Here is a 23957-nt window from a genome sequence, read left to right on the forward strand (position 1 = left end):
CGCGGGACAGCACACCTAGGCCCTGTCGTCAAATTCCCGCCTGCCCGGCGACGCCTGGCACGCCCTCCGGGCGGACGACGGGAATTTGACGACAGGGCCTAGCGGTAGACCTTGCCCGGTTCCGCCTTCCCGGGTGCCAGCAGCTGGGGCACCGTCACGAACACGTACCCCCGCTCCTTGAGCGCGTCGATGATCCCGGGTACCGCCGGGACGGTGCCGTCGTAGATGTCGTGCAGCAGGATGATGCCGTCCCGGGACGACTGGTCCAGCACGCGCTCCGTGATCAGGTCGGAGTCGTTCGTCTTGTAGTCCTTCGCGGTCACGCTCCACAACACCTCCGCCAGCCCCAGCTCGCGGCAGATCTCGTGGACCGTGTCGTCCGTGCGGCCCTGCGGCGGGCGCATCAGGGTGGGGCGCTTCCCGGTCAGGCGCTCTATCTCCTTGTTCGGGCGCTCCAGTTCCTCGCGTATCTCGTCCGGCTCGGCGTCCGTGAGGATCTTGTGGGTCCAGGTGTGGCTGGCCACCTCGTGGCCCTCGTCAGCCATGCGCCTGACAAGTTCGGGATAGGTGTCGATGTGCCGCTTGCCGAGCAGGAAGAAGGTCGCCGGGACCTGTCTCTCCTTGAGTATGTCGAGCAGTCTGGCGGAGTTCTCGCTCGGTCCGGCGTCGAAGGTCAGCGCGATGCACTTGGTGTGGCGGCAGTCGACGGTGCCGAAATCGGCCGCCCGCGCCTGAGGGCCGGACGCGCCCCGGACGGAGCTGGGCGAGGTCGTCTCCAGTTTCGTGCAGCCGCTCAGTGCGAGCGTCAGCGAGGCGGCTGCCGCGAGGGTCGCGGCAGCGCGCAACCCGGTCCCCGTTTTCGTCATCTTCCTGGTCAGCGAAAGCATGCGAGGACTATACACAGCGAGTATATACGCAGTTTATAGTGACCCTGTCGAACGCAGGTTCGAGGTAGTGGGGGCCCTCACCGGGTTACTCAGCCGACACGCAAGTGACGCTGAGAGTGAGGAGGACCCCGTGAGCGAGAGCCCGGTGGGCGGCAGCCCGGTGAGCGGAAGCTTCTGGCGACGGGCCCTGGTGACCGGCGGCGCCGGATTCGTGGGGTCCCACCTGTGCGGCCGGCTGCTCGACGCCGGCACGGACGTCGTGTGCCTCGACAACCTGGCCACCGGCTCCCGGGCCAACGTGGCCGACCTGGAGCGGCACCGCGGCTTCCGGTTCGTCCACGCCGACGCCACCGACCCGGCCGCCCTGCGCCGCCTGCCCGGACGCTTCGACCTGGTCCTGCACTTCGCCTGTCCGGCCTCGCCCGCCGACTACCTGCGGCTGCCGCTGGAGACCCTCGACGTCGGCAGCACCGGCACCCGCAACGCCCTGGAACGGGCCCGCGCCGACGGCGCCCGCTTCCTGCTCGCCTCCACCTCCGAGGTCTACGGCGACCCGCTGGAGCACCCGCAGCGCGAGACGTACTGGGGCAACGTCAACCCGATCGGCCCGCGCAGCGTCTACGACGAGTCCAAGCGCTTCGCCGAGGCCCTGGTCACCGCCCACCGTCAGGTGCACGGCACCGACGCCGCCATCGTGCGGATCTTCAACACGTACGGCCCCCGCATGCGCACCGGCGACGGCCGCGCCGTGCCCACCTTCATCGCCCAAGCCCTGGACGGCATGCCACTCACCGTCGCCGGCGACGGCGGCCAGACCCGCTCCCTGTGCTACGTCGACGACACCGTCGAGGGCGTCCTGGCCCTCGCCGCGTCCGGCGAGACCGGGCCGGTGAACATCGGCGGCGCCGACGAGATCACCATGCTGGAGCTGGCCCGCCGCGTCGTCGAGCTCACCGGCTCCGGCTCCCGCATCCGCTTCGTCGACCGCCCCGTCGACGACCCCGGCCGGCGCAAGCCCGACACCACCCTGGCCCGGGAGCGGCTCGGCTGGCAGCCGCGGGTCGGCTGGAGCGAAGGGCTGGAGCGGACCATCGGCTGGTTCGCGCACTCCGTCGCCGCGTAGGCCCCCGAGAGCGGACCCACAGACCATCACATTACGTGACATGTCCGTTCATTTCTGGAACTGAGCTGTCTCCAAGTGTTTGACCCAGCCGCACTGCGGCACCCGCGAGACGGCAGAGACCACTGACGTCGGAGAGACCCCAGCAGTCGCCCGGGACGGAGCACCACCCATGCGCATCCTTGGTATCAACGCCCTGTTCCACGACCCGGCCGCCGCGCTCGTCGTCGACGGCCGGACCGTCGCGGCCGCCGAGGAAGAGCGTTTCAGCCGCCGCAAGCACGGCAAGCGGCCGGTGCCGTTCTCTGCGTGGGAGGTGCCGGAGCTGTCGGCGCGGTGGTGCCTGGAGCACGCCGGGGTGCGGCCCGAGGAGCTGGACGCCGTCGCGTACTCCTTCGATCCCAAGCTCGCCCGTCCCGCCCGCGACATGGGTCTCGACGACCCCTGGGACCCGCTGCGGCTGGAGTACGCCCGCCGGGCGCCCGAGTTCCTCGCCGAGGCGCTGCCCGGCCTCGACCCCGACCAGGTGGTCTTCGTCCCGCACCATGTGGCGCACGCCGCCTCCGCCGGACCGGCCTCACCGCACCCCGACAACGACGTCCTCGTCCTGGACGGACGCGGCGAGTCCGCCTCCCACCTGGCCGGCCGCTACCGCGACGGCAAGCTCGACACCCTCGCCACGCAGGCGCTCCCGCACTCGCTGGGCCTCGTCTACGAGGAACTGACCGAGCACCTCGGCTTCCTGCGCAGCAGCGACGAGTACAAGGTGATGGCCCTCGCCTCCTACGGGAAGCCCCGGTTCGTGGACCAGCTGCGCGAGCACGTCCACGCCACCGGCGACGGCGGCTTTCGCGCCCATGGCGTCGACTGGGCGGCCCTCGCGCCGCCGCGCGCCAAGGGCGAGGACTGGACCGAGGCCCACGCCGACCTCGCCGCGAGCACCCAGGCCGTCCTGGAGGAACTGCTCCTCGAACTCGTCCACTGGCTGCACCGCGAGGCCGGCGGCCAGGCCCTGACCATGGCCGGCGGCGTCGCCCTGAACTGCGTCGCCAACTCGAAGATCGCCGCGCGCGGCCCGTACCGCCACGTGTGGGTGCAGCCCGCCGCCGGTGACGCGGGCACCGCCCTCGGCGGCGCCCTGCACGTCGCCGCCGCCCAGGAGGGCGCCGCTCCCGAGCCGATGCCCGGCGCCGACCTCGGCCGGGGCTGGAGCGACGACGAGATCCGGGCCTGGCTGGAGACGGCCGCGATTCCGTACGAGGAGCCCGACGACATCGCGGAGACGGTCGCCGAGGAACTGGCCCGGGACGGGGTCGTCGCCTGGTTCCAGGGCCGCAGCGAGTTCGGGCCGCGCGCCCTCGGGCACCGCTCGCTGATGGCCCACCCCGGCCGCGCGGAGAACCTGGAACGCCTCAACCACGTCAAGGGACGCGAGGAGTTCCGGCCCGTCGCGCCGATGGTGCTGGCCGACCGCGCCGCCGACATCTTCACCGGCCCGGTCCCCAGCCCGTACATGCTCTTCGTGCACGACGTCGCCCCCGCCTGGCGGGACCGCATCCCGGCCGTCGTCCACGTCGACGGCACCGCCCGCATCCAGACCGTCGAGGAGCGCCGCGAGCCGCTGGTCGCGCGGATGCTGGCCGCGTTCGAGAAGCGCACGGGACTGCCCGTCGTCGTCAACACCAGCCTCAACACCGCCGGGCGCCCCATGGTCGACGACCCGCGCGACGCGCTGGAGTGCTTCGGCTCCGCACCGGTGGACCTGCTGGCCATCGGTCCGTTCGCGGTGCGCCGGGGGAGGGCGTTCGGATGAGCGGCGATCCCGTGACCGGGGGCGCCATGACCGGCTACGCCGTGGTCGTCCCCACGCTCGCCCGCGCGACGCTGGCCGACTGCCTGGCCGCGCTGGCCGCCGCGACCGGCCCCGGGCCCGACGAGATCGTCCTCGTCGACGACCGGCCCGGACCCGACGCCGACCCGGCCGCGCTGGAACACCCCCTGACCGTCCTCGGCGACCTGCGCGAGCGCACGGTGGTGCTGCGCAGCGGGGGCCGGGGCCCCGCCGCCGCCCGCAACACCGGCATCCGCGCGGTGACCTCGCCGTGGACCGCCTTCCTCGACGACGACGTCCAGGTCGGCCCGCACTGGTGCGACCAGCTGGTCCAGGACCTCGCCGAGGCGGCCCCCGACACCGGTGCCGTGCAGGGCGTGATCGCCGTGCCGCTGCCCGGTGAACGCCGCCCCACCGACTGGGAGCGCGGCACCGCCGGCCTCGCACAGGCCCGCTGGATCACCGCCGACATGGCCTACCGGACCGACGTGCTGAAGCAGGTGCGCGGCTTCGACGAACGCTTCCCCCGCGCCTTCCGCGAGGACGCCGACCTGGCGCTGCGCGTCCTGGACGCGGGCTGGCGCATCCGGCGGGGCCGCCGCACCACCCGCCACCCCGTGCGCGACGCCTCCCGCTGGGTGTCCCTCAAGCAGCAGCGGGGCAACGCCGACGACGCGCTGATGCGGCGGCTGCACGGCCCCGACTGGTGGGCCAAGGCGGTGGCCCCCCGTGGCCGCATCCGCCGCCACGCGGCGATCACCGCCGCCGGACTCGCCGCCCTCGCCCTCACCGCCGCCGGCCGCCCCCGGGCCGCCGCGGCCGCCGGGCTCGCCTGGGCCGCGGGCACCGCCGAGTTCGCCTGGGCCCGCATCACCCCCGGACCGCGCACCCGCGACGAGATCGTCACGATGCTGACGACCAGCGCCCTCATCCCGCCCGCCGCCACCTGGCACCGGCTGACCGGCGAGTGGCGGCACCGCCGCGCCCCCGCCTGGCGGGAGGTGGCTTCATGAGCCCCGTCAAGGCCGTCCTCTTCGACCGCGACGGCACCCTCGTCCACGACGTGCCCTACAACGGCGACCCCGACCGGGTCCGCCCCGTCGACGGCGCCCGCGAGGCGGTGGCGCTGCTGCGCGAACACGGCATCCGCGTCGGCGTCGTCACCAACCAGTCCGGCGTCGCCCGCGGCCTGATCACCGACTCCGACGTCCGTCACGTCAACCGGCGGATCGACGAACTCGTCGGCCCCTTCGACGTGTGGGCCGTCTGCCCGCATGGCCCCGACGACGGCTGCCACTGCCGCAAGCCGCAGCCCGGCATGATCCTCTGGGCCGCCGGCCGCGTCTGCGCCGGCCCCGCCGACTGCGTCGTCATCGGCGACATCGGCGCCGACATGGAAGCCGCCGAACGCGCCGGCGCCCACGGCATCCTCGTCCCCAACGACCAGACCCGCCCCGAGGAGACGAGGACCGCGGCCCATGTCGCCCCGGACCTCCTGACCGCCGTTCGGGCGGTTCTGGACGGCCCGCCCGAGGGCCGGGTCCTGGTGGACGAGCGGCCCATCGAGGCGGCGTTCGACGCGAGCACCCCAGGTTCCGCCCACGTCCCCCGCCGGGCCGCCCCCGACGCCGAAGCGGCCCGCTCGCGTGCCGCCGTCGACACCCGCGGGAGGCCGCGATGAAGGCACTGGTCACCCGGCTCGACAGCTTCGGCGACGTGCTGCTCGCCGGGCCCGCCGTGCGCGCCGTCGCCGCCCGGGCCGGCCACGTCACCATGCTGTGCGGATCGCGCGGTGCGCCCGCCGCCCGCCTGCTGCCCGGCGTGGACGAGGTGCTGGTCTGGGACGCGCCGTGGGGCGGGTTCCGGCCGCCCGACGTCGACCGGGCCGACATCGACGCGCTGGTGGCACGGATCGACGCCGACGCGGCACTCGTCCTCACCTCCTTCCACCAGTCCCCGCTGCCCACCGCCCTGGTGCTGCGCCTGGCCGGGGTCCGGCACATCGCCGCGGACAGCGTGGACTACCCCGGTTCCCTGCTCGATCTGCGCCACCAGCGCGCCCCGCACGCCCACGAGGCCGAGGCGGCGCTGGACCTCGCCGAGGCGGCGGGCTTCCCGCGGCCCGACGACGGACGGCTGCGGGTGCGCACACCGCCCCGCACCGACGACCTGACCGGCCCCGGCCCGTACGTCGTCCTGCATCCCGGCGCCAGCGTCCCCGCCCGGGCCTGGAGCGCCGAGCGCAGCGCCGAGGCGGTACGCGAACTGGCCGCCGCCGGGCACCGCGTCCTGGTCACCGGCGGCCCCGACGAACGCGACCTCACCGCCTACGTCGCCGGCGAGCACGGCACCGACCTCGGCGGCCGGACCGAGGCACCGGAGCTGTCCGGCGTCCTCGCGGGCGCGTCCGTCGTCGTCACCGGCAACACCGCGCCCGCCCACCTCGCGGCGGCCGTCGGCACCCCGGTCGTTTCCCTGTTCGCCCCCGTCGTACCGGCGGAGCGCTGGCGGCCGTACGGCGTCCCGTACGCCCTGCTCGGCGACCAGGACGCGCCCTGCGCCGACAGCCGGGCCCGGGACTGCCCCGTCCCCGGCCACCCCTGCCTGAACACCGTCACGGCCACCGACGTGGCGGCCGCCGTCGAGAAACTCCTGGGGGAGGCATGAGGATCCTCATCTGGCACGTGCACGGGTCGTGGACCACGGCCTTCGTGCAGGGCCCGCACACCTACCTCGTCCCGGTCACCCCGGACCGCGGACCCGACGGCCTCGGCCGCGCCCGCACCTGGGACTGGCCCGCCTCCGTCGTCGAAGTACCGCCGGAGCGGCTGCGGGACGAGCACGTCGACCTCGTGATCGTCCAGCGGCCCCACGAGATCGCCCTGGTCGACCAGTGGCTGGGACGTCGGCCGCCCATCGTGTACCTGGAGCACAACGCCCCCGACGGCGACGTGCCCGACACCCGGCATCCCGCCGCGGACCTCCCCGGCGTCACCCTCGTCCACGTCACCCACTTCAACCGGCTGATGTGGGACGCGGGGAGGGCCGAGACGACCGTCATCGAGCACGGCATCGTCGACCCGGGTCACCGCTGGACCGGCGAGCTGGAGCGCGCCGCCGTCGTCGTCAACGAGCCGATCCGGCGCGGGCGTACGACCGGCACCGACCTGCTGCCCGAGTTCGCCCGGGCAGCCCCGCTCGACGTGTTCGGCATGCGCACCGAAGGCCTCGCCGAGCACATCGGCGTCGACCCCGGCCGCTGCCGCACGCAGGACGTCCCCCAGAGCGACCTGCACACCGAACTGGCCCGCCGCCGCGTCTACGTCCACCCCGTCCGCTGGACCTCCCTCGGGCTGTCCCTGCTGGAGGCCATGCACCTGGGCATGCCCGTGGTCGCCCTCGCCACCACCGAGGTGACCGAGGCCGTGCCCCCGGGCGCCGGGGTGGTCTCCAACCGCATCGACGTACTGACCGACGCCGTACGCGACTTCCTCGCCGACCCGCTGCACGCGCGGACCGTCGGCGACGGGGCCCGTGCGGCGGCCCTGTCCCGCTACGGGCTGTCCCGCTTCCTGGACGACTGGGAGCGGCTGCTGAAGGAGGTGACCCGATGAGGATCGCCATGGTGTCCGAGCACGCGAGCCCGCTCGCCGCGCTCGGCGGCGTCGACGCCGGTGGACAGAACGTCTACGTGGCCCGCCTCACCGAGGAGTTGGCCAAGCGCGGCCACGACGTCACGGTCTACACCCGCCGTGACGCCACCGACCTGCCCGACCGGGTGCCGCTGCCCGGCGGCGCGGTCGTCGAGCACGTCCCGGCCGGACCACCCGCGGCCGTCCCCAAGGACCAACTCTTCCCGCACATGCCCGCCTTCGGCGCCCACCTGGCCCGCGCCTGGGCCCGGGAGCGCCCCGACGTCGCGCACGCCCACTTCTGGATGTCCGGGATGGCCTCCCAGATCGGCGCCCGGCCCCTCGGCATCCCCCTCGTGCAGACCTTCCACGCCCTCGGCACCGTCAAGCGCCGCCACCAGGGCATGCGGGACACCAGCCCGTACGAACGCATCGGCATCGAACGGCAGATCGGCCGCTCCTGCGAACGGGTCCTGGCCACCTGCACCGACGAGGTCGTGGAACTCGGCGACATGGGCGTACCGCCCCGCCAGGTCTCCGTCGTGCCCTGCGGGGTGGACGCCGAGCACTTCAGCCCGACCGCCGACACCGGCCGCACCCCCGACCGCAAGCAGCGCCACCGGCTGCTCGCCTGTGGCCGGCTCGTGCCCCGCAAGGGCTACGACCAGGCCATCCGCGCCCTGGCCGACGTCCCCGACACCGAACTCCTCATCGCGGGCGGCCCGCCCGCCGGCGGCCTCGACGCCGACCCCGAGGCCCGGCGCCTGACCGCGCTCGCGCACCGCACCGGCGTCGCCGACCGGGTCCGGCTGCTCGGCGCCGTCGACCCCGAGGACATGCCGGCCCTGCTCCGCAGCACCGACCTGGTGCTGTGCACCCCCCTCTACGAGCCCTTCGGCATCGTGCCGCTGGAGGCGATGGCCTGCGGCGTGCCCGTCCTCGCCACCGACGTCGGCGGCCACCGCGACTCCGTCGCCGACGGCACCACGGGCCGCCTCGTCACCCCGCAGGACCCCGGCGCCATCGCCGAGGCCGCCCGCGAACTCCTCGCCGACGAACGGCTGCGCCGCCAGTACGGCAGGAACGGCCGCGAACGCGTCCTTCGGCACTACACCTGGGCGCGCGTCGCCGACGGCGCGGAACAGGTGTACCGCCTGACCCTCGCCGACCACGCACTGTCCAAGGAGGTGGCGTGATGACCGTGCACCCGCCCGTCGTGGGGCACTGCGACGAACTCCAGGACGCGCTGGCGGCGTTCCGCGCCTCCGCGCACGTCACCCAGCGCTGGGGCGACCGGCTCGCGGCCGTCCTCGGCGGCGGCGGCCGGCTGCTGGCCGCGGGCAACGGCGGCAGCGCCGCCCAAGCCCAGCACCTCACCGCCGAACTCGTCGGCCGCTACCGCGACGACCGGCCCCCGTTCTCCGCCATCGCCCTGCACGCCGACACCTCCTCCACCACCGCCATCGCCAACGACTACGGCGTCGACGAGGTCTTCGCCCGCCAGGTCCGCGCCCACGGCCGCGAGGGCGACGTACTGATGCTGCTGTCCACCTCCGGCGCCAGCGCCAACCTGCTGTCCGCCGCCGACGCGGCCCGCGCGGCCGGCGTACGGGTGTGGGCGCTGACCGGCTGCGCGCCCAACCCGCTGATGGCGGGCAGCGACGAGTCGCTGTGCGTGGACGCCGCCTCGACGGCCACCGTCCAGGAGATCCACCTGGTCGCCGTCCACATGATCTGCGCGGCCTTCGACGCGGCCCTGGAACGGGGCGCAAGCGGAAAGGGGCCGGGAAGGTGACGCGACGCACGACGACGGGACGCACGACCGGCAAGGCCCCCCTGGTCGTGGTCGGTGACGCCCTGCTCGACCGCGACCTGACCGGCTCCGCCGACCGCCTCGCCCCCGACGCGCCGGTCCCGGTGGTCGCCGAGTGCGCGGAACGCGTACGGCCGGGCGGCGCGGCCCTCGCCGCGTACCTCGCCGCCCGCGACGGCCGCGACGTCACGCTGATCACCGGTCTGGGCGACGACCCGGCCGGCCGGGCCCTGCGCGAACTGCTGGAACCCTGGCTGACGCTGGTCCCGCTGCCCCTGGCCGGCACCCTGCCGGAGAAGACCCGCGTCCTGGCGCAGGACCGTCCCGTCGTCCGCCTCGACCGCGGCGGCGGCCGGGTCCGCGAGGCCACCGACGAGGCCCGCGCGGCGCTGCGCTCCGCCCGGGCCGTCCTCGTCTCCGACTACGGCCGCGGCGCCGCCGACGCCCTGCGGGACGTACTGGCCGAGCGCCCGCCGCTCGTCTGGGACCCGCACCCGCGCGGCGGCCCGCCGGTCGCCGGCACCCGGCTGGTGACGCCCGCCGAGAAGGAGGCGCACGGCTTCGCACCCCGCGACGGCCACCCGGGCGGCGGCCTGCGCGCCGCCGCGCAGCACGCCGCCGCCCTCGTACGGGAATGGCGGGTGGCCGCGGTGACGGTGACCCTCGGCTCCCGCGGCGCCCTCCTCTCCTACGGCGAACACCCGCTCCTCGTCCCCGCACCCGCCGCCCACCACGGCGACTCCTGCGGCGCCGGCGACCGCTTCGCCGCCACCGCGGCCGGGCTGCTCGCCGACGGGGCGCTGGTGGGGGAGGCCGTCGAGGGCGCGGTGGCCGCCGCGACGTCGTTCGTCGCCGCCGGCGGCGCGGGCGCCCTGCCCCCCGCCGCCGACGGCCCGGCGACCGCCGCCCCCGACACCGACGACCCGCACGCCCTGGCCGACCGCGTCCGCGCCCAGCACGGCACGGTGGTCGCCGCGGGCGGCTGCTTCGACCTGCTGCACGCCGGACACGTCGGCCTCCTCCAGGCCGCCCGGCGGCTCGGCGACTGCCTGGTCGTCTGCGTCAACTCCGACGCCTCCGTCCAGCGCCGCAAGGGCGACGGCCGCCCCGTCAACCCGCTCGCCGACCGCGTCCGCGTCCTGCGTGCCCTCGCCTGCGTCGACGCGGTCGCCGTCTTCGACGAGGACACTCCCGAACGCCTCCTGGGCGACCTGCGCCCCGACGTGTGGGTCAAGGGCGGCGACTACGCCGGCGCGGACCTCCCCGAGGCCGCCCTCCTCCAGGAGTGGGGCGGCCAGGCGGTCCTCCTGCCCTACCTGGACGGCCGTTCCTCGACGGCCCTGATGGCACGCGCGGCGGAGGGCGTGCGATGACCCACGGCACGGCGGCCCGAACGGGCGGCGGCGACCCGTCCGCCTCCGCCGAGCCCGGCGGCGGCTCGCCGGAGCCCCGGGTGCTCGTACTGCGGGCCCTCGGGCTCGGCGACCTGCTCGCCGGGGTGCCGGCGCTCCGTGCGCTGCGGCGCGCGTACCCCGCGCACGAACTGGTGCTGGCCGCCCCCGCCGAGCTGGCGCCGGTGGCCGCCGCGACCGGCGCCGTGGACCGGCTGCTGCCCGCCGCCGAGCCCGGCCGTGCCGTCCCGCGCTCGCTCGACTGGACCGGCCCGCCGCCCGACGTCGCCGTGGACCTGCACGGCAACGGACCGCCCAGCCACCGCCTGCTCATGGGACTGAGCCCGCGCGAGCTGCTGGCCTTCGCGCACCCGGAGACACCCGAGGTGGACGGGCCGCCCTGGTACGCCGAGGAACACGAGCGGGACCGGTGGTGCCGGCTGCTGGAGGCGTACGGCATCGAGGCCGACCCGGCCGACCTGCGCCTGCCCCGCCCGCAGGCGCCGTCCCCCGCGCCCGGCGCCGTCGTCCTGCACCCCGGTGCCGGCGCCCCCTCCCGCTGCTGGCCCGTGGAACGGTACGCGGCCGTGGCGGAAGCGCTGCGCGCACGGGGGCGGCGGGTCGTCGTCACCGGGGGAGCGGACGAGGGCGACCTCGTGGCCCGGCTGGCGAAGCGCGCCGGCCTGCCCGACACGGACGTGTTCGGCGGCGGCCTGCCCTACGACCGGCTCTCCGCCCTGGTGGCCGGCGCCCGCGCCGTCGTCAGCGGCGACACCGGCATCGCCCACCTGGCCGTGGCCCACGCCACGCCCTCCGTCACCCTCTTCGGCCCCGTACCGCCCAGCCGCTGGGGACCGCCCGACCACCCCCGCCACCGCGCCCTGTGGCACCCGGGCCCCGACGGCGACCCGCACGGCCACGACACCGACCCCGCGCTGCTGCGGATCGGCACCGACGACGTCCTGGACGCGCTCGACGCCCTGGACGCCCTGGGAGAGGCACCATGAACCACGCCACCGGCCACGGCCCCTCGACCACCCGTGAACGAACCCGCGCCGACCGCACCGAAGCCGCCCCCGTCGGCGTCGTCATCGCCACCCGCAACCGCTCGGCGAGCCTCGCCGTCACCGTGCGGAACCTGCTCGCCCTGCCCGAGCGGCCCCAGATCCTCGTCGTCGACAACGCCTCCACCGACGACACCACCGCCCTGCTCGCCCGCGACTTCCCGCAGGTCCGGGTGGTCTCCCTGCCGTTCAACCGCGGCGCCCTCGCCCGCACCCACGGCGTCCGCGCCCTCGACACCCCGTACGTGGCGTTCAGCGACGACGACTCCTGGTGGGCACCCGGCGCCCTCGCCGCCGCCGCCCGGCACTTCGACGCCCACCCGAGGCTCGGCCTGCTCTCCGCCCGCACCCTCGTCGGGCCCGGCGACGACGCGGACCCCCTCAACGACCTGCTCGCCGACTCCCCCCTCGGCACCGCCACCGATCTGCCCGGCACCCAGGTGCTCGGCTTCCTCGGCTGCGCCGCCGTCGCCCGCCGCACCGCCTACCTCGACGCCGGCGGCTACCACCCGCTGCTCTTCTTCGGCGCCGAGGAGACCCTCCTGGCCTACGACCTCGCCGCCCGCGGCTGGGGTGTCACCCACTGCCCCGACGTCACCGCCCACCACCACCCCGACCCCGGCCCCCGCACCGGCCGCTCCGCCGTCGTGCGCCGCAACGAACTGCTCACCGCCTGGCTGCGCCGCCCCCTTCCGCACGCGCTGGCCCGCACCCGCGACCTCGCCGCCGACGCCCGCCACGACCCGCACGCCCGGCGCGCCCTGCGCGAGACGCTCGCCCGCCTGCCCGCCGCCCTGCGCGCCCGCAGGCCCTTGCCCCCGCACGTGGAGCGCGCCGCCCGCCTGCTGGACGGAGCGAACGGAGCCACCTCATGACGGACACCCGCACCACCGTCGTCGTCATCACCCACAACCGGCGCCCCGAACTCCTGCGCACCCTGGACCGCCTCGCCGAACTCCCGGAACGGCCCCCGGTGATCGTCACCGACAACGCCTCCACCGACGGCACCGCCTCCGCCGTCGCCCGCCATCACCCGCAGGTGAAACTCCTGCGCCCCGGCCGCAACCTCGGCGCCGTCGGCCGCAACCTCGCCGTCCGGCAGGTCCGCACCCCCTACGTCGCCTTCTGCGACGACGACTCCTGGTGGGCGCCGGGCTCCCTGTCCGGGGCCGCCGACCTGCTGGACCGGTATCCGGCGGTCGGCTCGGTCACCGCCCGCATCCTCGTCGAACCGGACGGCACCGAGGACCCCATCGTCAAGGAACTGCGCGACTCGCCCGTACCCCGGCCCGACTGGCTCCCGGGACCGGCCCTCGGGTCGTTCCTGGCCGCCGCGACCGTGCTGCGCGCCGACGCCTTCCGGGCCGCGGGCGGCTTCCACCCCCGGCTGTGGCTGGGCGGCGAGGAGGAACTGCTCGCCGCGGACCTGGCGGCGGACGGCTGGTGGCTGACGTACGCCGACGACCTGACGATCCACCACCACCCGTCCGTCGTACGGGACTCGACCCTGCGGCGGGCGCACGGCATCCGCAACACCCTGTGGTTCACCTGGCTGCGCCGCCCGGCCGGTCCCGCCCTGCGCCGCACCCTCCACCTGGCCCGCACCGTCCCCCGCGACGCCGCCTCCCTGCGCGCCTTCGCCGAGGCGACGGCCGCCCTGCCGTGGGTGCTGCGCGAACGCCGGGTACTGCCGCCCGAGGTCGAGGCACGCCTGCGCTCGCTGGAACCCGCCCAGCGCGACTCGAAGGCCCGCAGCTACACGGGCTGACCCGGCCGCCGGCCACCACAGCCGGCCATCACACGGACCGGCCCCGCGCCGAGGGGACGCGGGGCCGGTTCCGGGGGGTCAGTCGGAGCCTGACGGGCGTTCGCCCTTCGGGCCCCGGCCGCGTTCCGTGCGCGGTCCGCGGCTGCCCCATTCGCCGCCTTCCTGGAGCTCCTCGTTGGCTGCCCGGTTGGCGTCCTGATCCGAGATCCCCGACCGCTCGGCCTCCTTGCGGAGCCGGGCCCGCCGGGTGTCGTACTTCTTGCTTCCGGGCTCGGGCACGACGATCACCTCCTGTGCCGCCCGGGTCCCCGGCCCCACCGCGAGGCAAACCGCCGCCCACCGCCGCACGGACAGGCCCTAACCCTCCGTCCACCTGCACAGCAGCCGGAACGACGCGAACAGCGTCACCGGCCACACCGCGGCGAACGCCCAGATCACGCCGGGCGCGGACGTGACGATGCCGGTGACCAGCAAGGTGACCGACAGGGCGAGCAGCAGGAGGACGGTCAGGGTGCGCGGGCGGTAGGACAGCAGGCGGGCGGGGTCGGGGCGGCGGCTCAGCCGCAGGGTGCGCAGGCGCCGGTCCAGCCGGCGGTCGCGGCTCAGTGCCCGCTCCACCTCGTCGAGTATGCGCTGCTCGTGCTCGGGGAGTCGGCCGATGCTCACGATGTCTCCTCCCGGCGGCGGACCGACGGCCACCGAGTGCCCCGGGGGACCGGTGGCTAACCGGTCGGCCGCGCCGCCTCCAGCGCCGTCACGAGACCGTCCGCGGCGTCCCCGGCCGCGTCCGCCGCGCGGAACCCGGCGCCGATCCGCCCGGCCTCCTCCCACCCGCCGGTCAGGCACCAGTCCCACCAGTGCTCCAGCACCCCGTCCGTCAGCCCGTCGGCGGCGACCAGCGCCGGCCAGCCGCAGGCGCGGGCCTGCGCCGTCACCTTCGCCCCGCCCGCGACCGGGTCCACGGCCAGCGCCGGCGTCCCGGCCCGCAGCGCCAGGACCAGCCCGTGCAGCCGGTCGGTGACCACCAGGTCCAGCCGGGCCAGTACGGCCTCCAGCTGGGCCGGCGTGCCGCACAGCCGCCAGTCGTGCGCGTCGAGCCGGGTCTCCAGCTCCAGCCGGGCGCAGTCCTTGCCGGCCAGCCAGCCGGTCAGCCCGGCGGCGACCTCCTCGTGCCGCCGCTGACCGCCGTACTCGTGCTGGCCGTGGGTGAGGACGACCCCGACCACGGGCCGGGCGGGCAGGGCCGGCGCGCGGGCGGCGAGGTCCAGGGTCGGAGCGGAGCCCGCGGCGTCCCGTGCCAGCACCCGGTGGAAACCGGTGACGGCCGGGGAGCCGGGGTCGACCACGGAGACACCGACGGCGATCCGCAGGCAGTGCGCGAACCGCCGGTGCAACTCCTCGACCTGCGGTCCGTGCGCGGGCCCGCACACGAAGACCAGCCGGGAGTACGCCGCCGGGTCCACGTCCGCGAAGTGCAGTCCGTCCGCCCTGAAACCGGGGCTCCACACGACGTCGTAAGCGAGCCCGGCGCCCCCTAGCACCTCCTCCACCCGCCGCAGCGCCAGCACGTCCCCGGCGGTCGCCTCCCCGTGCAGGAAGCTGAACCAGCCGGTCACCAGGATCCTGTCTCGTCCGTGCACAGTGCGCACGGGTGCCCCGGGGCGGATGCGGCAATCACCGGCGAGGCCGGTGCACGCGGAGCCGGTTCACACGGCGCCGGTGACGGTGACCGTCACCTGTGCGCCGGGTGCCGTCCGGGCCAGCGCGGCGGTCACCGCGTCGCGGACGGCGCGGGCGACGGTCAGGGCGCGGTGGCCGCGGCGGACGACGAGCTGGACGTCCACCTCCCACGGTCCGGTCCCGGAGCCCCGGGTCACCCGCACCCCGGCGGGCGTCCGTCCGGCGAACCGCGGATCAGCTCGGCGAGTCCCGGCCGCAGGAACGCGACACCGGGTACCTCGGCGGCGACCCGCGCGACGGTGCCGGCGAGCGCGTCACGGCCGGTGGCGGCAGCGGTCACGGTCGCACCTCTCCTTCTTCTTCCGATGCTTCTTCCGTTGCTTCCTCCGTGGTGTCGACCACGTCGGTGATGTGTACGTCCACGTGTTCCACCGGCAGCCCGAGGGTGTCGTCCGCCACCCCGCGCACCCGTCGGCGGATCTCCTCCGCCGGGTCGTGCAGCCCCGGCACGAGCGGCACCACGACCTCCAGCCGCACCCGGGCCGGCCCGCGCGTGGGCGTGCCGCCCCGCTCGCCGGGCCGGATGCGGCACGAGCCAGCGCGCACCCCGGGGACGGTCTCGGCGGCGGCCCGCAGCGCCTTGGCGGCCATCGCCTCGCGCACCCACAGGTGCTCCTCCCGTTCCCCGAGGGGCAGCGGCCGCCCGGGCCGCAGCTCCAGCCGGACCACGTCCATGACCCGCGCGGTCAGCGCCCCGGCGTCCCAGTCCGGCTCCCGCTCGTCGCGCGAGGCCTCGCGCACGGCCGCGCCGAGCAGGTCCAACTGCCGCACGGCCGCCGCGCAGTGCGGGCAGGCGCGCGGGCGCGGGTCCTCGCTGATCCCGACCGTCTCCGCGATGGTCTCGTACGACGGGCCCTCCAGCTCTCTGAGCACCCAGCACACCCGCTGCTCCGCGGAGAGCGCGGACAGCGACCGCCCCAGCTCCGCCGCGGCGGCGTGCGACTCGGCGGCCCGTGCGGGGGAGGCGACGTGGTCCGGCGCGACGGGCTCGGGCACGCTGTCCAGGTCCGCCACGGGACGCCGGGAACGCAGCACGTCCGGATGGGTGTCCGGTCCCGCCGTGAACGGCGTGCCCGATGACCTCGGAGGGTGCGTACGGCATCCGCGGCTGACATGGAGAGGGGGCGTTGCGGGCCGCTCGTGGAGGCCCGCAGCGCCCCCCGGTCTGTCGCCTGAGGGTTACTCAGGAGCCTTGCGCGGCCGGCACGCTGTGGGCGTCCCCGCCGGGCACGCGGGCGCGGCGGCGGAGGGAGCGGCGGGTCTGGTGCGGACGATCCCGGACATGAGTCTCCTCAAGCTTTGCCGGTGGGGGGTCGCACGGGCGTGGGGGGTTGCACGGGGGTCTCGGGACAGACCCCCGTATGCCCGGGCGAGCGGCACGTGCACACGCTAGAACCGGCGGCGGAGACCCCCCAATGAGGGAACCCCCTAGGTGAGCCCGGAAGGGAAAACCCTCGGTCGGCGCGCGCCAAACACCGGCCGGTCACCCCTCTGACTCCGGGTCACTCCTCGCGCCGGCCCGCCGCCAGTCTGACGATGTCGACCCGGGAACGGATCCCCAGCTTGCGGTAGACCCGGGTCAGCGTCGCCTCGACGGTCTTGACGCTGACGAACAGGCGGCCCGCGATCTCCCGGTTGGTGGCGCCCTCCATGACCAGCGCCGCCACCTGACGCTCCATCGAGGCCAGCCCCGCCAGCGCGTCGGGAACGGCGGGCGGTGCCGGGAGCGGCTCGGCCGTGCGGGCCGCGACCGCCGCCTCCACCTGTCGCAGCCAGGGCAGCGCCCGGCAGCGCCGGAACAGCCGGGCAGCCTCGTCGTACGACCCCGCCCCCGGCGCCCGTCCCGGCCGGTCCGCCCGCAGTTCCGCCAGCGCGAAGGCGGCCCGCGCCTCCTCCAGGCCGTAGCCCAGCCCGGCGAGCCGTTCCCGCGCCGACGTCAACCGCGTGACGGCGGACCGGTGTTCGCCGCGCGCCGCCCGCACCAGCGCCTCGGCCCGGTCCAGTACCGCGAGCACACTCCCGCGCCCGAGCCGCAGCGCGTGCGCGCGCGTGACCTCGATGACGTCCAGGGCCTCGGCCGGCTCCCCGGTCCGCACCAGCGCCTCCGCGAGGTCGCCCTGCCACCGGCCCCGCGCCGGGTCGGTGATCCCCGCGCCCGCCTCCAGCTCCCGTACCCGGCGCAGCGCCCGCACCGCCGTTTCCGCGTCGCCCGCGACCAGGCTCGCGTGGCCCAGCGCGGCCAGCGCCCGGGACAGGTACACGGCGTCGCCTTCCTCCTCGGTCCGCCGCACCGCCTCCCGCGCCAGCGTGACCGCCCGCCGCACGTCCCCGCCGGCCGCCTCGGCGAGCGCGGCCTGCATCGCGCCCGCGCCCTCCCCGATGCCGGCGTCGCGGGCCAGCGTGAGGCTCTCCCGGGACAGTTCCAGGGCCCGGCCGCAGTGCCCGGAGTGCAGCTCGGTCTCGGCCAGGAAGCGCAGGTAGTGGACCTCGCTCTCGGCCATGCCGCGCCGGCGCACCTCGCGCAGCAGCCCGGTGACGGCGGTGCGCGCCTCGGCCAGCCGGTCGTTCATCACCAGCCACCGGAACCGGGTGGAACCGGCCCCGTTGTGGTGGCAGGCCACCCGCGCGTCCTGCGGCTCCGCCAGGGCCCGCCCGATGGTCGCCGGGGCGTCCGGATGCCCCATCAGCGTCTCGGCCTGCGCCTGGAACGCCAGGGCGAGCAGCTCGCTGCGCCGGTCCCCGGCCTCGGCCGCCAGCCGCGCCGCGTGCGCGGCCTCCTCGCGGCCCTGCGCGAAGTCGCCCTGCACCACCAGGGAACGCCAGGCCAGCTGGTAGTGGACCAGGGCGAGCAGGCGCGGGTCGTCGCCCGCGTCGGCGAGGGCCTGCGGGAAGGCGGCGTCGACGTCGCCGATGGCCTGCCCGGCGGCCTCGATCACCACCATCCAGGCCCGTACCCGCTCGCCGGGCGCGCCGGCCCGGGTCAGCACCTCGCGGGCGATGTCCCGGGCGAGGTCCGGCTCGCCGGCGGTGATCGCGTCCTCGGCGGCCGTGACCCGGCGCTCGTCCGGCCCCGGCGCGCTGTCCGGCGGGGTGTGCCGGGCCGCGAGCAGCCCCAGTGACGCGGCCACCGACGGCGCCCCCCGGTCCCGGGCCAGCGCGGCGGCCTCGGCCAGCCGGGCCGCCACCTCCGGGTCGGTGCCGGTGGTGGCCAGGGCCAGGTGCCGGGCGCGTTCGATCGGGTCGGAGGCCGCCGTGGACAGCGCGGCGTGCGCGGCCCGCCGCTCCGGCGCCGGCGCCTCCGCGTACAGCGCGGCCGAGATCAGCGGGTGCGCGAACCGTACGGCCGGCCCCTCCGGGTCGGTCGCCAGCAGTCCCAGCGTCGCCGCCTGCGCCGTCTCGGCCTCGGCGTTCTCCCGGCCCGCCGCGTGCAGCAGCGCCGGGGTGGGACGGGCGCCGGCGCTCGCGACCAGGAGGGTGCGGCGCGCCTCGTCCGACAGCATCTCCAGGCGGGTCAGGACCAGGGCGCGCAGTGAGGTCGGCACCGGCAGCGGCTCGCCCGGCCGGGGCGGGGTGGGGCTCTCGGCCAGCGCCCGGCCCAGCTCCAGCGCGAACAGGGGGTTGCCGCCGCTGGTGCGGTGGATGTCGCGGACCGTGGAGCGGGGCAGGCCCGAGTAGCCCCGCTCGTCGAGCAGTGCCGACACCTGCGCACGGGTCAGCGGGCCGAGCCGTACCGCGCGGGTGTCCGGCGGGGACGCGCGCAGGTGGCGGTCGTACTCCGCGCCCTCCGCCCGGGGCTCCTCGGTGCGCACCGCGCACAGCAGCCGTACCGGGGTGTCGCCCAGGCGGCGGGCGGCGAAGCCGAGGAGTTCGGCGCTGGCCGGATCCAGCCACTGGAGGTCGTCGGCCACGACCAGCACCGGCCCCTCGGCGGCGAGGGCGCGCAGCGTGGAGAGCACGGCCAGGCGCAGCGCCAGCCCGTCGCGCTGGAGCGTGGACTCGCCGCGGCCGGTGAGCGCCGACTCCAGGGCGGTGCGCTGGGCGGCGGGCAGGGCGTCGAACACCTGGTCCAGGACCATGCCCAGGAGGTCGGCGAGGGCGAGGAAGGGGAGGTGCGACTCGGACTCGGTGGCGGAGCAGCGCAACACCGTGGGCGTGGTGCGGGCATGTTCCGCGGCCAGCGTCCGCAGCACGGTCGACTTCCCGATTCCGGCGGGCCCGTGCAGCAGCACGCTTCCGCCCCGGGCGAGCTGCTCGCGCGCCGCGCCGAACGACTCCTCCCGCCCGATGACCAGGTCGGAACGGCGCCCGGCAGACTCCGCGAAGTCCCGTCGCACGGTGACCGCTCCCCTCCGCATGTCGTGTCCCGGGCAATGTTAGGCAAACGTCGCGTGCATGACGGCGGGACGACGAGGTGAGGGAAATAACACGCCGCGAACGGCGCTGTCCCGCTGCCCCGTGACGGCGTCACGGCAGCCGGCCCGCCCGGCGCGCGGCGGCGACGGCCTCGCCGCGGGTCCGCGCCCCCAGCTTGCGCATGGCCGAGCGCAGATAGCCCTTGACGGTCTCCGGGCCCACCCCGAGCCGCTCGGCCGCCGCCGCGTTCGTCGCGCCCGCCGCCACGCAGGCCAGCACGTCCACCTCGCGCGGCGTCAGCCGGACCTCGGGCGCACCGGGCCCGGTCGCGGGCGCCAGCAGCCCGCACGCCCGCAGCAGCTCGTCCCGCAGTGCCGGGTCGGCGATCCGGGGCGCCAGCGCCCGCAGCGCCGCGTGTGCCTCCCGTACCTGCTCCCAGGCGGCGGCGGAACCCGCGGCCTCGCGCACCGGCTGCGGCCGGGCCGCCGCCAGCAGCTCGTCCGCCTCGTCCCGCAGCACCAGCGCCTGCTCCACGTCCCGCGCCGCCGCCACGGCCGCGCCCAGCGTGCGGTCGCCCAGCGGCTGGGCCGAACGCAGCGCGCCGTACAGCACCCCGCGCACCCGGCGCCGTACGACCACCGGCACCGCCACCACCGAGCGCAGTCCCTCGGCGGCGACGGGAAGGTCGTACTCGTGGCTGATCTGCCGGGAGACCGAGTAGTCGGTCACCGCGCAGGGCCGCGACAGCGCGACCGCCTTGCCGCCCAGGCCGTTGCCGGAGGTCACCGCCAGGGCGCTGAGCGCGGCCGTCGCGGTGCCGCTCAGCTCGCTGATCCGCACCTGCCGCCGCCCCGACTCCACCAGCCCGCCGAAGGCGACCGGCAGCCCGGTCGTACGCCGCAGCCGCACCAGCGCGCTGCGGATCTCCACCCCGTCGGCCGCGTCCACCGCCACTCGTTCCGCCTTCCCCGCGCCCGTCCCGGGGCGCGCACCCCCGTTCGGGGGTAGTGAGACCTGCATCACGGATTACACGATGGCAGCAAGCCGCCCGGCAAGGTCCGGCACGAAGGAGGACACATGACGACGGCCACGGAGCTGTTCCGCAGCGCGAGGGACTTCCTGCTGGAGCACCGCGAGGACTACACCGCCGCCTATGAGGGGTTCCGGTGGCCCCGGCCCGAGCACTTCAACTGGGCGCTGGACTGGTTCGACGCCATCGCCGAGGGCAACGGACGCACCGCGCTGCACATCGTCGAGGAGGATGGCTCCGAGGTCCGGGTCTCCTTCGCGGAGATGTCCGCCCGCTCGAACCGGGTCGCGAACCGGCTGCGCGCGTGGGGTGTCGGCCCCGGGGACCGCATCCTCGTCATGCTCGGCAACCAGGCCGAACTGTGGGAGACCGCGCTCGCCGCGATGAAACTGCGCGCCGTCGTCATCCCGGCCACCCCGCTGCTCGGCCCCGCCGACCTGCGCGACCGCGTCGACCGGGGCCGGGTGCGGCACGTGATCGTGCGCTCCGAGGACACCGGCAAGTTCGCCGACGTGCCCGGCGACTACACGCGCGTCGCGGTCGGCGGGACGACGGAGCAGGGCTGGCGGGCGTACGAGGAGGTGCACACGGCCTCCGACGCCTTCACCCCCGACGGCCCCACCGCCGCCGACGACCCGCTGATGCTGTACTTCACCTCCGGCACCACCGCCCGCCCCAAGCTCGTCGAGCACACCCACGTGTCGTACCCCGTCGGGCACCTGGCGACCATGTACTGGATCGGGCTGACCCCCGGCGACGTGCACCTGAACATCTCCTCGCCCGGCTGGGCCAAGCACGCCTGGTCGAACCTGTTCGCGCCGTGGAACGCCGAGGCGACCGTCTTCCTCTACAACTACACGCGGTTCGACGCGGCCCGCCTGATGGCCGAGATGGACCGGGCGGGCGTCACCACCTTCTGCGCCCCGCCGACCGTGTGGCGGATGCTCATCCAGGCCGACCTGGCGCAGCTCGCCACCCCGCCCCGCGAGGTCGTCGCCGCCGGCGAGCCGCTGAACCCCGAGGTGATCGAGCAGGTCCGCCGGGTGTGGGGCCGGACCATCCGGGACGGCTTCGGCCAGACCGAGACCGCCGTCCAGGTCTCCAACAGCCCCGGCCAGGTGCTGAAGACCGGCTCGATGGGCCGCCCCAGCCCCGGTTACCGCGTCGAACTCCTCGACCCGGTCACCGGCGTGCCCGGCGCCACCGAGGGCGAGATCGCCCTGGACCTCGCCGACCGCCCCGTCGGCCTGATGACCGGCTACCACGGCGACCCCGACCGCACGGCGGAGGCGATGGCCGGCGGCTACTACCGCACCGGCGACATCGGCGCCCGCGACGAGGACGGCTACCTCACCTACGTGGGCCGGGCCGACGACGTGTTCAAGGCCAGCGACTACAAGATCAGTCCCTTCGAGCTGGAGAGCGCCCTGCTGGAGCACGAGGCGGTCGCCGAGGCGGCGGTCGTACCGGCCCCGGACGCGCTGCGCCTGGCCGTGCCGAAGGCGTACATCGTGCTGGCTGCCGGCTGGGAGCCGGGCCCCGACACCGCGAAGGTGCTCTTCGAGCACGCCCGGCAGGCCCTCGCCCCCTACAAGCGGGTGCGCCGCCTGGAGTTCGGCGAGCTGCCCAAGACCGTCTCCGGCAAGATCCGCCGCATCGAACTGCGCGAGGCCACGGCGGCCGGCTCCCAGGACGAGTACCGCGAGGAGGACTTCCGGTGACCGAACTCTCCTACGCCCACGGCACCAGCGCCACGCCCCTCCTCGGCGACACCATCGGCGCCAACCTCGACCGCGCGATCGCCGCCCACCCGGACCGCGAGGCCCTGGTCGACGTACCGTCCGGACGGCGCTGGACCTACGCCGAGTTCGGCGCGGACGTCGACGAGGTGGCGCGCGGACTGCTGGCGAAGGGCGTCGCCAAGGGCGACCGGGTCGGCATCTGGGCGGTCAACTGCCCCGAGTGGGTCCTCGTCCAGTACGCCACCGCCCGCATCGGCGCGATCATGGTGAACGTCAACCCCGCCTACCGGGCGCACGAGCTGGAGTACGTCCTCAAGCAGTCCGGCATCACCGTGCTGGTCGCCTCCCTCGCCCACAAGAGCAGCGACTACCGGGCGATCGTGGAGCAGGTCCGCGGCGACTGCCCCGCGCTGCGCGAGACCGTCTACATCGGCGACCCGTCCTGGGACGCGCTGACGGCGGCCGCCGCCTCCGTGCCGCCGGAGCGACTGACCGCGGCGGCGGCCGAGCTGAGCTGCGACGACCCGGTCAACATCCAGTACACCTCCGGCACGACCGGCTTCCCCAAGGGCGCCACCCTCTCCCACCACAACATCCTCAACAACGGCTACTGGGTGGGCCGTACCGTCGGCTACACCGAGCAGGACCGGGTGTGCCTCCCCGTCCCCTTCTACCACTGCTTCGGCATGGTCATGGGCAACCTGGGCGCCACCTCCCACGCCGCCTGCATCGTCATCCCCGGCCCGTCCTTCGAGCCGGCCGCCACGCTGGAGGCGGTGCAGCGGGAGCGGTGCACGTCCCTGTACGGCGTACCGACGATGTTCATCGCGGAGCTGAACCACCCGGACTTCGCCTCCTGGGACCTCACCTCCCTGCGCACCGGCATCATGGCGGGCTCGCCCTGCCCGGTGGAGGTGATGAAGCGGGTGGTCGCCGAGATGCACATGGAGCAGGTCTCCATCTGCTACGGCATGACCGAGACCTCCCCTGTCTCCCTCCAGACCCGGATGGACGACGACCTCGAACACCGCACCGGCACCGTCGGCCGCGTCCTGCCCCACATCGAGGTGAAGGTCGCCGACCCGGTGACCGGCGTGACCGTGCCGCGCGGCGAGGCCGGTGAACTGCGCACCCGCGGCTACAGCGTGATGCTCGGCTACTGGGACGAGCCCCGGAAGACCGCCGAGGCCATCGACGAGGGCCGCTGGATGCACACCGGGGACCTGGCGGTGATGCGCGAGGACGGCTACGTCGAGATCGTCGGCCGCATCAAGGACATGATCATCCGGGGCGGCGAGAACATCTATCCCCGCGAGGTCGAGGAGTTCCTCTACGGCCACCCGAAGATCGCGGACGTCCAGGTCGTCGGCGTACCGCACGAGCGCTACGGCGAGGAGGTGCTGGCCTGCGTCATCCCGCGCGACGCGGCCGACCCGCTCACCCTGGAGGAACTGCGCGCCTACTGCGCGGACCGGCTGGCCCACTACAAGGTGCCCAGCCGCCTGCAGCTCCTCGACACCTTCCCGATGACCGTCTCGGGGAAGGTGCGCAAGGTGGAGCTGAGGCAGCGGTACGGCGGCTGACGG

The 23957-nt window shown here is 75.5% G+C and carries 22 protein-coding genes and 1 pseudogene; 14 read left to right on the forward strand and 9 right to left on the reverse strand.

Annotation, left to right across the window (positions count from 1 at the left end):
- Positions 1-98: 98 nt before the first annotated feature.
- Positions 99-887, reverse strand: coding sequence for a polysaccharide deacetylase family protein (locus AMK11_RS25250; protein WP_383580111.1), 789 nt, complete (start codon positions 885-887; stop codon positions 99-101).
- 130 nt (positions 888-1017) lie between these two features.
- On the opposite strand from AMK11_RS25250, the gene AMK11_RS25255 reads away from it, so the two are divergent.
- From AMK11_RS25255 to AMK11_RS25310, 12 genes are all read left to right on the forward strand, one after another.
- On the forward strand, positions 1018-2010 hold the full coding sequence (locus AMK11_RS25255; protein ID WP_073730359.1) for a UDP-glucuronic acid decarboxylase family protein: 993 nt from the start codon (positions 1018-1020) through the stop codon (positions 2008-2010).
- 169 nt (positions 2011-2179) lie between these two features.
- A complete protein-coding gene (locus tag AMK11_RS25260; protein ID WP_073730360.1) occupies positions 2180-3820 on the forward strand; it encodes a carbamoyltransferase family protein in 1641 nt (546 codons plus the stop codon).
- Positions 3817-4851, forward strand: coding sequence for a glycosyltransferase (locus AMK11_RS25265; protein ID WP_079187695.1), 1035 nt, complete (start codon positions 3817-3819; stop codon positions 4849-4851). The genes AMK11_RS25260 and AMK11_RS25265 overlap by 4 nt, the downstream gene beginning before the upstream one ends.
- Positions 4848-5519 carry a D-glycero-alpha-D-manno-heptose-1,7-bisphosphate 7-phosphatase gene (locus tag AMK11_RS25270; protein WP_073730361.1) on the forward strand — a complete coding sequence of 224 codons (672 nt, stop codon included), beginning with the start codon at positions 4848-4850 and terminating at the stop codon, positions 5517-5519. The genes AMK11_RS25265 and AMK11_RS25270 overlap by 4 nt, the downstream gene beginning before the upstream one ends.
- On the forward strand, positions 5516-6505 hold the full coding sequence (locus tag AMK11_RS25275) for a glycosyltransferase family 9 protein (protein ID WP_073730362.1): 990 nt from the start codon (positions 5516-5518) through the stop codon (positions 6503-6505). The genes AMK11_RS25270 and AMK11_RS25275 overlap by 4 nt, the downstream gene beginning before the upstream one ends.
- The gene (locus tag AMK11_RS25280; protein ID WP_073730363.1) at positions 6502-7452 is read left to right on the forward strand and encodes a glycosyltransferase; all 951 of its coding nucleotides are present in this window, start codon (positions 6502-6504) and stop codon (positions 7450-7452) included. The genes AMK11_RS25275 and AMK11_RS25280 overlap by 4 nt, the downstream gene beginning before the upstream one ends.
- Entirely contained in the window at positions 7449-8666 is a 1218-nt protein-coding gene (locus AMK11_RS25285; RefSeq protein ID WP_073730364.1) for a glycosyltransferase family 4 protein, read from the forward strand. The genes AMK11_RS25280 and AMK11_RS25285 overlap by 4 nt, the downstream gene beginning before the upstream one ends.
- The gene (locus AMK11_RS25290; protein WP_073730365.1) at positions 8666-9265 is read left to right on the forward strand and encodes a D-sedoheptulose-7-phosphate isomerase; all 600 of its coding nucleotides are present in this window, start codon (positions 8666-8668) and stop codon (positions 9263-9265) included. Before AMK11_RS25285 ends, AMK11_RS25290 begins: the two co-directional genes overlap by 1 nt.
- Entirely contained in the window at positions 9262-10656 is a 1395-nt protein-coding gene (gene rfaE2, locus AMK11_RS25295; RefSeq protein ID WP_073730366.1) for a D-glycero-beta-D-manno-heptose 1-phosphate adenylyltransferase, read from the forward strand. The genes AMK11_RS25290 and rfaE2 overlap by 4 nt, the downstream gene beginning before the upstream one ends.
- A complete protein-coding gene (locus AMK11_RS25300; RefSeq protein ID WP_079187696.1) occupies positions 10653-11681 on the forward strand; it encodes a glycosyltransferase family 9 protein in 1029 nt (342 codons plus the stop codon). Before rfaE2 ends, AMK11_RS25300 begins: the two co-directional genes overlap by 4 nt.
- A complete protein-coding gene (locus AMK11_RS25305) occupies positions 11678-12613 on the forward strand; it encodes a glycosyltransferase family 2 protein (RefSeq protein WP_073730367.1) in 936 nt (311 codons plus the stop codon). The genes AMK11_RS25300 and AMK11_RS25305 overlap by 4 nt, the downstream gene beginning before the upstream one ends.
- Positions 12610-13506, forward strand: a complete 897-nt coding sequence (locus AMK11_RS25310; protein ID WP_073730368.1) for a glycosyltransferase family 2 protein — start codon at positions 12610-12612, stop codon at positions 13504-13506. The genes AMK11_RS25305 and AMK11_RS25310 overlap by 4 nt, the downstream gene beginning before the upstream one ends.
- A gap of 78 nt (positions 13507-13584) precedes the next feature.
- Here the strand turns inward: AMK11_RS25310 and AMK11_RS25315 are convergent, their stop codons facing one another.
- From AMK11_RS25315 to AMK11_RS25345, 8 genes and pseudogenes are all read right to left on the reverse strand, one after another.
- A complete protein-coding gene (locus AMK11_RS25315; protein ID WP_073730688.1) occupies positions 13585-13785 on the reverse strand; it encodes a hypothetical protein in 201 nt (66 codons plus the stop codon).
- Between the two features lie 78 nt (positions 13786-13863).
- The gene (locus tag AMK11_RS25320; protein ID WP_073730369.1) at positions 13864-14172 is read right to left on the reverse strand and encodes a DUF3040 domain-containing protein; all 309 of its coding nucleotides are present in this window, start codon (positions 14170-14172) and stop codon (positions 13864-13866) included.
- A gap of 56 nt (positions 14173-14228) precedes the next feature.
- Positions 14229-15122 (reverse strand): polysaccharide pyruvyl transferase family protein, encoded by an 894-nt coding sequence (locus AMK11_RS25325; RefSeq protein ID WP_073730370.1) that lies wholly within the window; start codon positions 15120-15122, stop codon positions 14229-14231.
- A gap of 90 nt (positions 15123-15212) precedes the next feature.
- The gene (locus tag AMK11_RS38715) at positions 15213-15350 is read right to left on the reverse strand and encodes a hypothetical protein (RefSeq protein WP_241847082.1); all 138 of its coding nucleotides are present in this window, start codon (positions 15348-15350) and stop codon (positions 15213-15215) included.
- Between the two features lie 29 nt (positions 15351-15379).
- On the reverse strand, positions 15380-15526 hold the full coding sequence (locus AMK11_RS38720) for a hypothetical protein (RefSeq protein WP_241847083.1): 147 nt from the start codon (positions 15524-15526) through the stop codon (positions 15380-15382).
- A 530-nt stretch (positions 15527-16056) separates the two neighbouring features.
- Positions 16057-16284, reverse strand: a pseudogene (locus AMK11_RS38215) (RNA polymerase sigma factor); the annotation flags it as partial.
- Between the two features lie 464 nt (positions 16285-16748).
- A complete protein-coding gene (locus AMK11_RS25340; protein ID WP_073730371.1) occupies positions 16749-19601 on the reverse strand; it encodes an ATP-binding protein in 2853 nt (950 codons plus the stop codon).
- Between the two features lie 109 nt (positions 19602-19710).
- Positions 19711-20553 carry a helix-turn-helix transcriptional regulator gene (locus tag AMK11_RS25345; protein ID WP_073730372.1) on the reverse strand — a complete coding sequence of 281 codons (843 nt, stop codon included), beginning with the start codon at positions 20551-20553 and terminating at the stop codon, positions 19711-19713.
- Positions 20554-20676: 123 nt separating this feature from the next.
- Here AMK11_RS25345 and AMK11_RS25350 point away from each other — a divergent pair, with 123 nt between their 5' ends.
- Positions 20677-22350 (forward strand): AMP-binding protein, encoded by a 1674-nt coding sequence (locus AMK11_RS25350; protein ID WP_073730373.1) that lies wholly within the window; start codon positions 20677-20679, stop codon positions 22348-22350.
- Positions 22347-23954 carry an AMP-binding protein gene (locus AMK11_RS25355; RefSeq protein WP_073730374.1) on the forward strand — a complete coding sequence of 536 codons (1608 nt, stop codon included), beginning with the start codon at positions 22347-22349 and terminating at the stop codon, positions 23952-23954. The genes AMK11_RS25350 and AMK11_RS25355 overlap by 4 nt, the downstream gene beginning before the upstream one ends.
- Positions 23955-23957: the final 3 nt, after the last annotated feature.

This window comes from Streptomyces sp. CB02414 (genome assembly GCF_001905385.1).
Classification (GTDB): domain Bacteria; phylum Actinomycetota; class Actinomycetes; order Streptomycetales; family Streptomycetaceae; genus Streptomyces.

Coding starts and splice junctions, on each gene's coding strand:
- AMK11_RS25350 (WP_073730373.1), top strand. CDS start 20,677: ATGACGACGGCCACGGAGCTGTTCCGCAGCGCGAGGGACTTCCTGCTG.
- AMK11_RS25270 (WP_073730361.1), top strand. CDS start 4,848: ATGAGCCCCGTCAAGGCCGTCCTCTTCGACCGCGACGGCACCCTCGTC.
- AMK11_RS25290 (WP_073730365.1), top strand. CDS start 8,666: ATGACCGTGCACCCGCCCGTCGTGGGGCACTGCGACGAACTCCAGGAC.
- AMK11_RS25340 (WP_073730371.1), bottom strand. CDS start 19,601: ATGCGGAGGGGAGCGGTCACCGTGCGACGGGACTTCGCGGAGTCTGCC.
- AMK11_RS25300 (WP_079187696.1), top strand. CDS start 10,653: ATGACCCACGGCACGGCGGCCCGAACGGGCGGCGGCGACCCGTCCGCC.
- AMK11_RS25275 (WP_073730362.1), top strand. CDS start 5,516: ATGAAGGCACTGGTCACCCGGCTCGACAGCTTCGGCGACGTGCTGCTC.
- AMK11_RS25285 (WP_073730364.1), top strand. CDS start 7,449: ATGAGGATCGCCATGGTGTCCGAGCACGCGAGCCCGCTCGCCGCGCTC.
- AMK11_RS25305 (WP_073730367.1), top strand. CDS start 11,678: ATGAACCACGCCACCGGCCACGGCCCCTCGACCACCCGTGAACGAACC.
- AMK11_RS25280 (WP_073730363.1), top strand. CDS start 6,502: ATGAGGATCCTCATCTGGCACGTGCACGGGTCGTGGACCACGGCCTTC.
- AMK11_RS25265 (WP_079187695.1), top strand. CDS start 3,817: ATGAGCGGCGATCCCGTGACCGGGGGCGCCATGACCGGCTACGCCGTG.
- AMK11_RS25250 (WP_383580111.1), bottom strand. CDS start 887: ATGCTTTCGCTGACCAGGAAGATGACGAAAACGGGGACCGGGTTGCGC.
- AMK11_RS25260 (WP_073730360.1), top strand. CDS start 2,180: ATGCGCATCCTTGGTATCAACGCCCTGTTCCACGACCCGGCCGCCGCG.
- AMK11_RS25310 (WP_073730368.1), top strand. CDS start 12,610: ATGACGGACACCCGCACCACCGTCGTCGTCATCACCCACAACCGGCGC.